This window comes from Microtetraspora sp. NBRC 13810 (assembly GCF_030268685.1).
Classification (GTDB): domain Bacteria; phylum Actinomycetota; class Actinomycetes; order Streptosporangiales; family Streptosporangiaceae; genus BSRQ01.
On the sequence record NZ_BSRQ01000023.1, the window covers coordinates 37,168 to 49,400 of the forward strand.

General features: G+C 73.5%; 9 protein-coding genes. 3 read left to right on the top strand and 6 right to left on the bottom strand.

Annotated elements, in window-relative coordinates:
• Positions 1-3: 3 nt before the first annotated feature.
• Genes QSK26_RS34105 through QSK26_RS34115 form a run of 3 tightly spaced genes read right to left on the bottom strand, consistent with a single transcriptional unit; the run spans position 4 to position 4,546 of the window.
• Positions 4-930 (bottom strand): hydroxymethylglutaryl-CoA lyase, encoded by a 927-nt coding sequence (locus QSK26_RS34105; RefSeq protein ID WP_285779445.1) that lies wholly within the window; start codon positions 928-930, stop codon positions 4-6.
• Positions 927-2,945 (bottom strand): acetyl/propionyl/methylcrotonyl-CoA carboxylase subunit alpha, encoded by a 2,019-nt coding sequence (locus QSK26_RS34110; RefSeq protein ID WP_285779446.1) that lies wholly within the window; start codon positions 2,943-2,945, stop codon positions 927-929. Before QSK26_RS34110 ends, QSK26_RS34105 begins: the two co-directional genes overlap by 4 nt.
• Positions 2,946-2,953: 8 nt before the next feature.
• The gene (locus QSK26_RS34115; protein WP_285779447.1) at positions 2,954-4,546 is read right to left on the bottom strand and encodes a carboxyl transferase domain-containing protein; all 1,593 of its coding nucleotides are present in this window, start codon (positions 4,544-4,546) and stop codon (positions 2,954-2,956) included.
• Between the two features lie 89 nt (positions 4,547-4,635).
• On the opposite strand from QSK26_RS34115, the gene QSK26_RS34120 reads away from it, so the two are divergent.
• On the top strand, positions 4,636-5,229 hold the full coding sequence (locus tag QSK26_RS34120; RefSeq protein ID WP_285779448.1) for an SACE_7040 family transcriptional regulator: 594 nt from the start codon (positions 4,636-4,638) through the stop codon (positions 5,227-5,229).
• A gap of 7 nt (positions 5,230-5,236) precedes the next feature.
• On the opposite strand, the gene QSK26_RS34125 is transcribed toward QSK26_RS34120, so the two are convergent.
• Positions 5,237-6,472, bottom strand: coding sequence for an MFS transporter (locus QSK26_RS34125; RefSeq protein WP_285779449.1), 1,236 nt, complete (start codon positions 6,470-6,472; stop codon positions 5,237-5,239).
• A 578-nt stretch (positions 6,473-7,050) separates the two neighbouring features.
• Here QSK26_RS34125 and QSK26_RS34130 point away from each other — a divergent pair.
• On the top strand, positions 7,051-9,267 hold the full coding sequence (locus tag QSK26_RS34130; RefSeq protein ID WP_285779450.1) for a dehydrogenase E1 component subunit alpha/beta: 2,217 nt from the start codon (positions 7,051-7,053) through the stop codon (positions 9,265-9,267).
• Positions 9,268-9,271: 4 nt separating this feature from the next.
• Here QSK26_RS34130 and QSK26_RS34135 read toward each other — a convergent pair whose 3' ends face one another.
• A complete protein-coding gene (locus QSK26_RS34135) occupies positions 9,272-10,414 on the bottom strand; it encodes a magnesium and cobalt transport protein CorA (protein WP_285779451.1) in 1,143 nt (380 codons plus the stop codon).
• Between the two features lie 96 nt (positions 10,415-10,510).
• The gene (locus QSK26_RS34140) at positions 10,511-11,419 is read right to left on the bottom strand and encodes an amidohydrolase family protein (RefSeq protein ID WP_285779452.1); all 909 of its coding nucleotides are present in this window, start codon (positions 11,417-11,419) and stop codon (positions 10,511-10,513) included.
• A gap of 70 nt (positions 11,420-11,489) precedes the next feature.
• Here QSK26_RS34140 and QSK26_RS34145 point away from each other — a divergent pair, with 70 nt between their 5' ends.
• Complete coding sequence (locus tag QSK26_RS34145) at positions 11,490-12,224, top strand: M50 family metallopeptidase (protein WP_285779453.1); 735 nt, start codon at positions 11,490-11,492, stop codon at positions 12,222-12,224.
• Positions 12,225-12,233 lie beyond the last annotated feature (9 nt).

The window sequence follows — 12,233 nt, forward strand, 5'->3', positions numbered from 1 at the left end:
CTCCTAGGAAAGCGCCTGGACGACGCGGGAAGGGCTGGGACGGCCGAGCTTCTCGCTCAGCCACACGCTGGTGCGCACGAGGGATTCGAGGTCCACGCCGGTCTCGACGCCGAGGCCGTGCAGCATCCAGACGAGGTCCTCGGTGGCGAGGTTGCCGGTGGCCGACTCGGCGTACGGGCAGCCGCCGATGCCGCCGGCCGAGGCGTCCACCACGGTGACCCCGGCCCTCAGCGCGGCGAGCGTGTTGACCAGGGCCTGGCCGTAGGTGTCGTGGAAGTGCACGGCGAGCCGCCCGGGGCCGATGCCGCGCGCGGCGAAGGCGTCGAGCAGGGCGGTGACGTGGCCGGGGGTGCCGACGCCGATCGTGTCGCCGATGGACAGCTCGTGGCAGCCGAGGCCGAGCAGTTGCTCGCCGACGTCCACCACCCGGCCGATCGGGGTCGGCCCCTCCCACGGGTCGCCGAAGCACATCGACAGGTAGGCCCGCACCTTCACCTCGGCGGCCAGCGCGCGTTCCACCACCGGGGCGAACATCTCGATCGAACCGGCCACGCTGCGGTTCAGGTTGCGCCGGGCGAAGGTCTCGGTGGCGCTGCCGAAGACGGCGATCTCGGAGACGCCGTGTTCCAGCGCCCGGTCCAGGCCGCGCTCGTTGGGCACCAGGACGGGGTAGCGGACGCCGGGCATCGGCGTCATCAGCGACAGCAGCTCCCCGGCGTCGGCGAGCTGCGGCACCCAGGTGGGGTGCACGAAGCTGGTGGCCTCGATCGTGGTCAGCCCGGCCGCGGCCAGCCGGGCCAGGAACTCCGCCTTCACCTCGACGGGCACCACGGCCGACTCGTTCTGCAGGCCGTCCCGCGGCCCGACCTCGTAGATCGTGACCCGCTCGGGCAGCCCCGCCATCGGCACCTCGTACGGCTGCCGCATCATGCTCCGGCCTCCCCCGCCCGCACCACGGCCAGCACGGCGTCCATGTCGACGGACTGGCCCGCCCGCACCGGCAGCTCGGCCACCACGCCGGCGGCCGGCGCGGTCACGGTGTGCTCCATCTTCATCGCCTCCACGATCAGCAGCGGCTGCCCCTCGGCGACCTCGTCGCCCACGGCGGCCTTCACCACCAGGACGGTCCCCGGCATCGGGCTGCGCACCACGCCGTCGCCGCCGAGCGCGGCCCCGGCCCGGTCGCCGGGGTCGCCCAGCAGGTGCCTGGTCAGCGCCCAGGCGGCTCCGTCCCCGCCGAGCCACAGCGTGTCGCCGTCCCTGGCCGCGGTGAAGCGGCGGGTGACGCCCGCGACGGTGACCGCGAGTCCGCCGCCGGCGTCCCCGGCGAGCCGGGCGGGGAGCGGGTCCGCGCCGGGGGTGCGCACCTCGGCGCCGGCGCGTGGCAGGCCGCGCACTCCCACCTCGTGCACCTCGCCGCGGGCCTCCAGCCGCCACGTCGTCCAGGCGTGGCCGCCGACCCGCCAGCCGTCCGCGACGTCCCACGGATCGGCGGCGTCAGCTCCCGGCGCGGGGGACAGGCCATCGTGGAAGACGAGCGCGGCGGCGGCGAGCACGTCGGCGGGGACGCCGCCGGCCGGGAGCAGTTCGGGGAGCACCCGTTCGACCAGCCCGGTGTCGAGGTCGCCGGCGAGCACGGCGGGATGGGTCACCAGGCGGCGCAGGAAGGGCACGTTGGTGGTGAGGCCGAGGATCCCGGTCTCCCCCAGTGCCCGGTCCAGCCCGCGCAGCGCGCCCTCCCGGTCCGGCGCCCACACGACGACCTTGGCCAGCATCGGGTCGTACGCGCTGCTCACCACTCCCCCGGCCGCCAGCCCGGAGTCCACCCGCACGACCGTGCCACCGGCCCCGCCACCGGTCGCGGCGTCGCGGGGCGGGGTCTCGGGCGGGGTGGTGAGGGCGAGGACGCGGCCGCCGGTGGGGAGGAAGTCGCGGGACGGGTCCTCGGCGTAGACGCGGGCCTCGGCGGCGTGGCCGGTCAGGCGCACCTCGTCCTGGGTGAACGGCAGCGGCTCCCCGGCGGCGATCCGCAGTTGCAGTTCCACGAGGTCCAGGCCGGTGACCATCTCGGTGACCGGGTGCTCGACCTGGAGCCGGGTGTTCATCTCCATGAAGTAGTGCTCGCGGGTCTCGCCGTGCACGATGAACTCGACGGTGCCCGCCCCGGCGTACCCGACCGAGCGGGCGGCCTCCACCGCCGCCGCGCCCATCCGGGCCCGCGCCCCGGCGTCGAGCAGCGGCGAGGGCGCCTCCTCGACGATCTTCTGGTGGCGTCGTTGCAGGCTGCACTCGCGCTCGCCGAGGTGCACGACGTTGCCGTGCCCGTCGGCGAGCACCTGGATCTCGATGTGCCGGGGCCCGGCCACGAACCGCTCGATGAGCAGCGTGCCGTCCCCGAACGCGGCCAGCGCCGTACGGCGGGCCGACTCGATGGCGCCGGGCAGTTCGGCGGCGGTGCGCACCAGCACCATGCCCTTGCCGCCGCCGCCCGCGGACGGCTTGATCAGCGCGGGGAGGCCGACCCGCAGCGCCGCCTCGGCGAGGTCGTCGTGCGGCTCCGCGCCGCCGGGCACCACGGGCACCCCGGCGGCCGAGACCGTCGCCTTGGCCCTGATCTTGTCGCCCATCGCCTCGATGGCCTCCGGCGGCGGGCCGACGAAGACCAGGCCGGCCTCGGCGCAGCGGCGGGCGAAGGCGGCGTTCTCGGCGAGGAAGCCGTAGCCGGGGTGGACGGCGCGCGCGCCGGTGGCCAGCGCGGCCGCGATGACGGCCTCGATGTCGAGGTAGCCGGGCACGGCCACCGCCGTGTCGGCCTCGGCGACGTGCCGGGCGCCCGCGTCGGCCGCGGTGTGCACGGCGATCGCGCGGACGCCGAGGCGGCGCAGCGTCCGGGTGACCCGGACGGCGATCTCGCCCCGGTTGGCGATGAGAACCGCGTCGAACATGATCACACTCACATCCGGAAGACGCCGTAGCCGACGGGGTCGAGGGGCGCGTTGGCGGCCGCGCCGAGGGCGAGGCCGAGCACCGTGCGGGTGTCGAGGGGGTCGATCACGCCGTCGTCCCACAGCCGGGCGGTGGAGTAGTAGGGGTTGCCCTGGTGTTCGTACTGTTCCCTGATGGGCGCCTTGAACGCCTCCGCCTCCTCGCCGGTGAGCCCGGGGCGCACGGTGGCGAGCACGTTGGCGGCCTGCTCGCCGCCCATCACCGAGATCCGGGCGTTCGGCCACATCCACAGGAAGCGCGGCGAGTAGGCGCGGCCCGCCATCGCGTAGTTGCCGGCGCCGAAGGAGCCGCCGATGACGACGGTGAACTTCGGGACGCGGGCGCAGGCGACCGCGGTGACCATCTTGGCGCCGTGCTTGGCGATGCCGCCCGCCTCGTAGGCCCTGCCGACCATGAAGCCGCTGATGTTCTGCAGGAACACCAGGGGGATGGACCGCCGGTCGCACAGCTCGATGAAGTGGGCGCCCTTGAGCGCGGACTCGGCGAACAGGATGCCGTTGTTGGCGATGATCCCGACGGGGTGGCCGTGGATGCGGGCGAAGCCGGTGACGAGGGTGGGGCCGTACTCGGCCTTGAACTCCAGCATGCGGCTGCCGTCGACGATCCTGGCCACGACCTCGCGCACGTCGTAGGGGGTGCGCGGGTCGGGCGGGACGACGCCGTACAGGTCGCGGGGGTCCAGGGCGGGCTCCTCGCCGGGCGCGGTCTCCCAGGGGGCCGGGGACCGGGGGCCGAGGGTGGCGACGATGTCGCGGACGATCGCCAGGGCGTGCGCGTCGTCCTCGGCGAGGTGGTCGGTGACGCCGCTGGTGCGGGCGTGCAGCTCGCCGCCGCCGAGCTCCTCGGCGGTGACCTCCTCGCCGGTCGCGGCCTTCACCAGCGGCGGCCCGCCGAGGAAGATGGTGCCCTGGCCGCGCACGATGACGGCCTCGTCGCTCATCGCCGGGACGTAGGCGCCGCCCGCGGTGCACGAGCCGAGCACGGCGGCGATCTGCGGGATGCCCCGCGCCGACATGGTGGCCTGGTTGTAGAAGATGCGGCCGAAGTGCTCGCGGTCGGGGAAGACCTCGTCCTGGGCGGGCAGGAAGGCGCCGCCGGAGTCGACGAGGTAGACGCAGGGCAGCCGGTTGTGGAGGGCGACCTCCTGGGCGCGCAGGTGCTTCTTGACCGTCATCGGGTAGTAGGTGCCGCCCTTGACCGTGGCGTCGTTGGCGACGACCACGACCTCGCGCCCGCTCACCCGGCCCACCCCGGTGATGATCCCCGCGGCGGGCGCCTCGTCTCCGTAGAGGCCGGTGGCGGCCAGCGGAGACAGCTCCAGGAACCGGGATCCGGGGTCGAGCAGCGCGTCGACGCGGTCTCTGGGCAGCAGTTTGCCGCGCTCGACGTGCCGGGCGCGGGCGCGCTCGGAGCCGCCGGCGGCGGCCGTGGCCAGCCGCTCGCGCAGCTCGGCCGTCAGGCGCTCGTTGGCCTCCGTGTTGCGCTTGAACCCTTCTCCGCCCGGATCGCACGTCGTCCGCAGCACCGGCCAGGCGTTCACCGCATCCCCTCCTCGGCTCAGCCTCCGCAGTCCGCCATTCCGGCTGCGATGTTAGTCATCATTAACGTATCCGTCTACCATGTCCAGGTGTGACGGTTCCCCGGACACCTACCCGCAATCGGGGCACGCGGCGCGCCGAGATCCTGCGGGCCGCCGCCGCCCTGTTCGCCGCGCGCGGCTTCCACGGTGTGACGATCGAGGAGATCGGCGCCGCCGTCGGGGTCTCCGGCCCCGCGCTCTACCGGCATTTCAGCGGCAAGGAGGCCCTGCTCGCCGAGATGCTGCTCGACGTGAGCGAGCGGCTGCGCGCGTCGGGGGCGGCGGTGGCGACCGAGGCGGGCGGGCCACGGGAGGCGATGAACGCACTGGTCGCCGGACATATCGTGTTCTCGCTGGACGAGCCGGCGCTGATCCGGGTGCATGACAGGGAGCTGGACAACGTGCCGGAGCGGGACCGGCGGCGGATCCGCCGGTTGCAGCGGCTCTACGTCGAGGAGTGGGTCACGGTGCTGAGCGAGCTGCACCCGGGCTGCCCGCCGCCCCGGCTGCGCGCCGCCACCCACGCCGTGCTGGGGCTGCTCAACTCCACACCGCACAGCGCGGGCGAGCTGCCGCGCGCCGACATGGCCGCCCTGCTGCACCGGCTGGCCGTCGCCGCCCTCGCCGCCGTGGTTAGCGGTTGATAACTTTTCACCCGGTCGAGCTCATGGTGGCCGGACGGCGCCCGGGGCCGGGTCCCGCTCCCGTGCCGATCGCGGCGATGAGCGCGGACGCGCCGAGCCCGAACATGGCCGTGGTCGCGCCCGCCGGGCCCAGGTCGAAGAGACGGCCGATCACCAGGTCGCCCGCGAAGGAGAACATGCCGGCGCAGAACGCCAGGACGCCGTAGTACGAGCCGAAGCTTCCTTGCGGGGCGTGGTGGGCGGCGCGCTGGAAGATGGCCGGCTGGATCAGCCCGTTCGCCACGCCGTTCAGGACCGCCGCGAGCATCAGCGGGCCGAGTTGCGTGCCGTCCAGCCGGGCGAGCACGAAGAACGCCGCCGCCGCGCACAGCAGTCCCGTGCGCAGCACCCACGGACGCCTGCCCCGCTGGCCGGCGGCGACGAACGGCTGGGCCGCCGCGGCGACCGCGGCCAGCACGCAGAAGCAGAGGGTCGCCGCGCCGGCCGGGAAGCCGAGGAGCGGCACGGCCGTCATGATGTGGTTGGCGAGCAGCGTCGTGGGGGCGGTCATCACCGCGAAGAGCAGGAACGACCGGTCGCGCAGCACGGCCCGCACGCCGCTGAGGACCGCACCCTGGCGCGCGGGCGCGGGCCCGCGCCCGCGCCGGGGCAGGAGGAGGAAGAGGCAGCCGGCGACCGCCCACATGGCGGCGGCCGCGCCCGTCAGCAGCGCGAACCCGGAGCCCGGCGCGACGGAGACGAGGACGAGCCCCGCGGGCGGGCCGGCGACGGTCGCGACGTGCTGCGTCGCCACGTAGGCCGCGAAGCCGCCGGAGCGGCGGGCGGGGCCGACCCCGGCCAGCAGGCTCTGCGCCGCGGGGTTGTAGAACGCGCCGCCGGCGGCGAGGAGGACGGCCGCGCACAGCAGCGTCCCGACGCCGTCCGCCGCTCCGAGCGAGGCGAACCCCAGGGCGCGCAGGACGCAGGCGATCACCCCGGCGCGGCGTGCCCCGATCAGGTCGGTGGCCGCGCCGATCGGCAGCAGCAGCGCGAACTGCAGCCCGACCCGCACCCCGAGGACCAGCCCGACCGTGCTCGCCAGCAGGCCCAGGTCGTACCGGAGGTAGGCGACCAGGTGCGCCATCACGGCGAAGAAGCCCAGGCAGGAGGCGAACTGGATGGCGACCACCGTCACGATCACCCGGCGGGCGGACCGATCGTCTTCGACCTCGGGCGACGCGGGAACGAGGGCGGTGGAGTTCACGGCCGCCGGCGCCCGTGACGTGCCGCGGGCCGCACCGGGATCGCCCGGCCGGTCCCCGCAGGCGGGTACGGGCCGGGCGGGCGGCGCCGGTCTGCCGGCCGGTGGCGGCGGCGCCCCGGGACGTGCGGATCGCCGTGGCCGTCAGGAGGGGACGGCCGGGACTGCTCGCACGGCATCTGGCGGGCACCTGCTTTCACTCGGCCGAGTCTCGGCGCTCCCCCGGACCGCGGACGTAAACACCGGGCCGTGGACATGGACACCGCGCCGTGGACGCGGACACCGCCCAGCAGACCAGAAGCGATCAAGAAGTGTCCAATATTGATATCGCAAACGATGCGATAGCCGGATCTGTATCGATACTGGTGAGAGGTTCCGCCACAGGCTACGGGACGGAACCCTCCGCCGGCCTTCCGGGAGGGTTCGTTCGGCTTCACGGCCGTCCCCGTCAAGCGTTCACAAATCTCAACAAAAGCATTGAAGATCGGTCAAAACGGCGGCATGACCTGGTTGACCCGCAGGCCAGGCGGATGTCGGCAGGCGGCAGACGAAGCCGGGGGCGTGGCGACATAATCGGCAGTGTGGCGCGCGACTCTGTAGAGACTCACTTCCTCAAGGCCGTTGCGGCCCTGCGGCCCGGACCGCCGCGGGACCCCGGACTCCCCGTCGCCGAGGGCACGACCCTGACCGGCCGGCGCTGTGCCGAGCTGTACGAGTACCAGCTCGGCAGCAGACTCCTCGACATCGCGGCCCGCGTCCTCCGCGAACAGGGTGAGGGCTTCTACACGATCGGCTCGGCCGGGCACGAGGGCAACGCCGCGGTGGCCGCCGCGCTGCGCACCACCGATCCGGCGCTGCTGCACTACCGCTCGGGGGGCTTCTACCTCGCCAGGTCCGCGGCGGCCGGGCGGCTGCCCGAGGAGGGGCTGCGCGACGTGCTGCTCGGGCTGGCCGCCTCCAGCGAGGAGCCGATCGCGGGCGGCCGGCACAAGGTCTTCGGCCATCCCGAGCTCGCCGTGATCCCGCAGACCTCGACGATCGCCAGCCACCTGCCCCGCGCCGCCGGCGTGGCCTTCGCCCTGGAGCGCGCCCGGCGGCTCGGCGTCCGCTGCCCGTGGCCGGGCGACGCGATCGTGGTGTGCAGCTTCGGTGACGCCTCGGTCAACCACGCCACCGCGCTGTCCGGTTTCAACACCGCCGCCTACGGCGCCCACCAGGGCCTGGCGATGCCCGTGCTCTTCGTCTGCGAGGACAACGGCCTGGGCATCAGCGTGCGCACCCCGGACGGCTGGATCGAGAGCGCCCACCACCCGGGCCTGGCCTACTTCCAGGCGGACGGCGCGGACATGGTGGCGGTGTACGAGGCGACCCTACGGGCCGCCGAGCACGTCCGCACCCGGCGCGCGCCCGCGCTGCTGCACCTCAGGACCGTCCGGCTGATGGGCCACGCGGGCTCCGACGTCGAGAGCTCCTACCGCACCAAGCGCGAGATCGACGCCGACCTGGCCCGCGACCCGCTGGTGACCGGCGCCGCGCTGCTCGTCCAGGCCGGGCTCAGCACCCCGGACGAGCTGCTGAGCCGCTACGAGACCACCCGCGAGCACGTGCTGAAGATGGCGCTGGAGAGCGCGCGGCGCCCGCGGCTGTCCTCGGCGGGCGAGGTGATGGCCCCGCTGGCGCCGCGCCGCCCCGACCTGGTGGCCGCCGCGGCGACCGTCGCCGCCGAGCCCCAGGTCCGGACGCGCGCCTTCAACGGCACCCCGCCGGAGTCCGAGGGCGCGCTGACGCTCTCCCAGGCGATCAACCGCACCCTCGCCGACACCCTGGCCGCGCACCCCGACGTCCTGGTCTTCGGCGAGGACGTCGGGCGCAAGGGCGGGGTCTACGGCGTGACCCGCGGGCTGCAGAAGCGGTTCGGCGCGTCCCGCGTCTTCGACACCCTGCTGGACGAGCAGGCGGTGCTCGGCCTGGCGCTCGGCGGCGGGGTCTCCGGGCTGGTCCCGGTGCCGGAGATCCAGTACCTCGCCTACCTGCACAACGCGCTGGACCAGATCCGCGGCGAGGCGGCGACCCTGTCGTTCTTCTCCCGCGGCGCCTACCGCAACCCGATGGTGGTCCGGGTGGCCGGCTACGCCTACCAGAAGGGCTTCGGCGGCCACTTCCACAACGACGACTCGGTGGCCGCGCTGCGCGACATCCCCGGCCTGGTCATCGCCTCCCCCGCCCGGCCGGACGACGCCGCCGCGATGCTGCGCACCTGCCTGGCCTCGGCCCGGGCCGACGGCTCGGTCTGCGTGTTCCTGGAGCCGATCGCGCTCTACAACACCCGCGACATGTTCGAGGACGGCGACAACGGCTGGCTCGCGCCCTACGCGCCGCCCGCCCGGTGGGGCGAGACCCACGTGCCGCTGGGCCGGGCCCGCACCTACGGCGACGGCCGCGACCTGACGATCGTGACCTTCGGCAACGGGCTGCGGATGAGCCTGCGCGCCGCCGTCCGGCTCACCTCCGAGGGGCACAGCTGCCGGGTGCTCGACCTGCGCTGGCTGTCGCCGCTGCCCACCGAGGACCTCATGCGGGCCGCCGAGCTCACCGGCAAGGTGCTGATCGCCGACGAGACCCGGCGTACCGGCGGGGTCTCCGAGGGCGTGATGACCGAGTTGCTCGACGCCGGCTTCACCGGCCGGATCGCCCGGGTGACCTCCCGGGACAGCTTCATCCCGCTGGGCGACGCGGCGAACCACGTCCTGCTGTCGGAGACGGACATCGAGGAGGCCGCCCGCAAGATGCTCGGCTGAGCCCTCAGAGCCAGTCGCGGCGTTTGAAGACCACGTAGAGCGTCAGGCAGACCACGGCCATCAGCAGCAGCGCGAACGGGTAGCCGAACATCCAGTGCAGCTCGGGCATGTAGTCGAAGTTCATCCCGTAGATGGTGCCGACCAGCGTGGGGGCGAACAGGATGGCCGCCCAGGCGGAGATCTTCTTGACCTCCTCGCTCTGCGCGTAGCTCGCCTCCGACAGCTTGGTGATCTCCTCGTTCTGCGCCTGGCTGACCAGTGTGGAGTTGACCACCAGGATGTCCTGGAGCATCTGGCGGAACCCCGCCGCCCGCTCCACCGCGGTGATCGCGTGGTCGGCCACGTCGCGCAGGTAACGCTCCAGCTCCTCGTCCACGCCGTACTTCGCCGAACCGGCGATGAACCCCTCCAGCATGCCGAGGAGCGGCCGGGTGGCCCGCTGGAACTCGATCACCTCGCGGGACAGCTCGTAGATGCGGCGGGAGACGGTGGGGTCGCCGCCGAAGACCTGGACCTCGATCTCGTCGATGTCGTTCTGCAGGCCGGAGACGACCGGGGCGTAGCCGTCCACCACGGTGTCCAGGATCGCGTAGAGCACCGCCTGGGGGCCCTGGCGGAGCAGGTCGGGGTCGGACTCCATCCGGCGGCGCACGCTGGACAGGTCGGGGGCCTCGCTGTGCCGTACGGTGATCACGAAGTTGGGGCCGACGAAGACGTGCAGCTCGCCGAAGCCGACCTCTTCCAGCTCGTCGTCGTAGCTGGCGGCGCGGAGCACCACGAAGAGGGTGTTGCCGTAGCGGTCGGACTTGGGACGCTGGTGGGCGACGATCGCGTCCTCGATCGCCAGCTCGTGCAGCGCGAACTCCTCGGCGAGCTCGGAGAGCTCCCGGTCCATCGGGCGGTAGAGGCCGATCCAGGCCATGCTGCCCCGGATCCGCTTCAGGCCCTCGAACGCCTCGGCCAGCGACTCGGGGGTGGCCACCCTCCGCCCGTCCACGTAGAGCGCGTTGTCGATCACGCTCGGGCGGGCCGGGGTCTCCTCCTGGGCGCGCGGGTCCATCGACCGCTCGGGCGCCATCGTGGTGTCGTCGGGCCTGCTCGGGGGGCGGAGAAAGGTCCGCACGCCACGTGATCGCCGCTCGGTCATTCCCGCCCCCTTCCCACCGGGACACCCGTCATCTCCGGACGAACCGATGAATTCTCGGTCACTCGCGGCACAGGGCCCGGACGTCCACGAGTGTAGTCAGGATGCCAACCCGAAGAGCCCTGCCGCATTCTCCCAGCACACCGCGCGCAGCCAGTCCTCGCCCAGGTCGAGACGTTCCAGCGCGTACAGCTGGTGGGCGTAGGGATAGGGGATGGTGGGGAAGTCGCTGCCGAGCAGGACCTTTCCGGCCAGGCCGAGGTCGCGCAGCCGGGGCCTGAGCCGGGCGGGGAACGGCGCGTCCGGCTCGCTGTGGTCGGTGAAGGCCATCGTGGTGTCCAGCCGCACCCGCTCGTGCTGTTCGGCCAGTCCGAGGAACTCCGCGTACTCCGGCATGCCGAGGTGCGCCACGATCACGGCCAGCCGGGGATGGCGGCCGAGGACCTCCGCGATGGGGCCGGGGCCGGTGTGCCGGCCCGGCACCGGCATCGAGCTCGCGTGCACCACGACCGGGACGCCCGCCTCGGCGAGCAGCCCCCACACCTCGTCCAGCTCCGGCAGCCGCGGGTCGAACGCCCCCACCTGGAGGTGCACCTTGAAGATCACGGCCCCGTCGTCGATCGCCCGCCGGACCTGGCCGAGCACGCCCGGCTCGGGGAAGAAGGTGGCCGAGGGCAGGCAGCCCGGCGTCCGCGCGGCGAAGGCGAGGGTCCACTCGTTGAGGTCGCGGGCCATGTCCGGTCTGTGGGCGTACGCCAGGGCCGGGAAGGCGCGCACCCCCATCTCCGCCAGCCGGGCCACCCGCCGCTCGACCGGCCAGGCGTACTCGACCGCCCAGCCGTCGCCGACCAGCGGACCGCCGTGGGTGAAGTGGTGCCAGACCCGGCGCTCCATCCGGGGTGGCAGGAAATGTACGTGGACATCCGCGAGTCCGGGCAGTCCGAGCCGCGCCCACCAGGCGGTGACCTGCGCATCCTCCGTCAGCACCGAATGCCGTTCCACGGTCATGGGACGATCTTAGGCTCGGCCCTTCACTCCGGGTCGCGGGGCGGTAATGTTTCGGGCAAGCTTGAGCTTGATGGAGTCGCTCAACAAGGTGTGGGCCCACCTGATCACGGCCCAGGACCAGCCGCCGTGGTGGGCCGTCCTGCTGGCCGCGCTGGCCGCCCTGGTGATCGTGCTGTCGTCCACGTCGTGGCAGCTGTCGCGGGGGCTGGTCACGATCGCGCACGAGGGCGGGCACGCGGTGGCCGCCGTGCTGACCCGCCGCAAGCTCCAGGGCATCCGCCTGCACTCCGACACGTCGGGGGTGACGCTGACCCGGGGGCGGCCGACCGGTCCCGGCATGATCCTCACCGCACTGGCCGGTTACGTCGCGCCGTCGCTGCTCGGGCTCGGCGGCGCGTGGCTGGTCTCGACGGGTTACGTGACGATCCTGCTGTGGGCCGTGCTCGCCCTGCTGCTGTGCATGCTGCTGCTGATCCGCAACCTGTTCGGGGTGGTGTCGCTGCTGGCCACCGGGGGCGCGGTGTTCGCGCTGTCGTGGTTCGCCAGCGGCGAGGTGCAGGCCATCTGCGCCTACCTCGCCGTGTGGTTCCTGCTCTTCGGCGGCGTGCGGCCCATCCTGGAACTGCAACGCAAGCGCCGGTACGGCCGCGCCGCCAACTCCGACGCCGACCAGCTCGCCCGGCTCACCCTCTTCCCCGCCGGGTTCTACATCCTGTTCTTCCTGCTGGTCGCCGCGCTGTCGCTGGTGGCCGGGTTCACCATGATGGTGCCGCTGCCGCCGAGCTTCGACCTGCCCCTCCCCTGAGGGACCCCG

Excerpts from the sequence above, each read along its gene's own strand:
- QSK26_RS34105 (WP_285779445.1), bottom strand. The coding sequence starts at position 930 with ATGATGCGGCAGCCGTACGAGGTGCCGATGGCGGGGCTGCCCGAGCGG.
- QSK26_RS34110 (WP_285779446.1), bottom strand. The coding sequence starts at position 2,945 with ATGTTCGACGCGGTTCTCATCGCCAACCGGGGCGAGATCGCCGTCCGG.
- QSK26_RS34135 (WP_285779451.1), bottom strand. The coding sequence starts at position 10,414 with ATGACCGAGCGGCGATCACGTGGCGTGCGGACCTTTCTCCGCCCCCCG.
- QSK26_RS34140 (WP_285779452.1), bottom strand. The coding sequence starts at position 11,419 with ATGACCGTGGAACGGCATTCGGTGCTGACGGAGGATGCGCAGGTCACC.
- QSK26_RS34145 (WP_285779453.1), top strand. The coding sequence starts at position 11,490 with ATGGAGTCGCTCAACAAGGTGTGGGCCCACCTGATCACGGCCCAGGAC.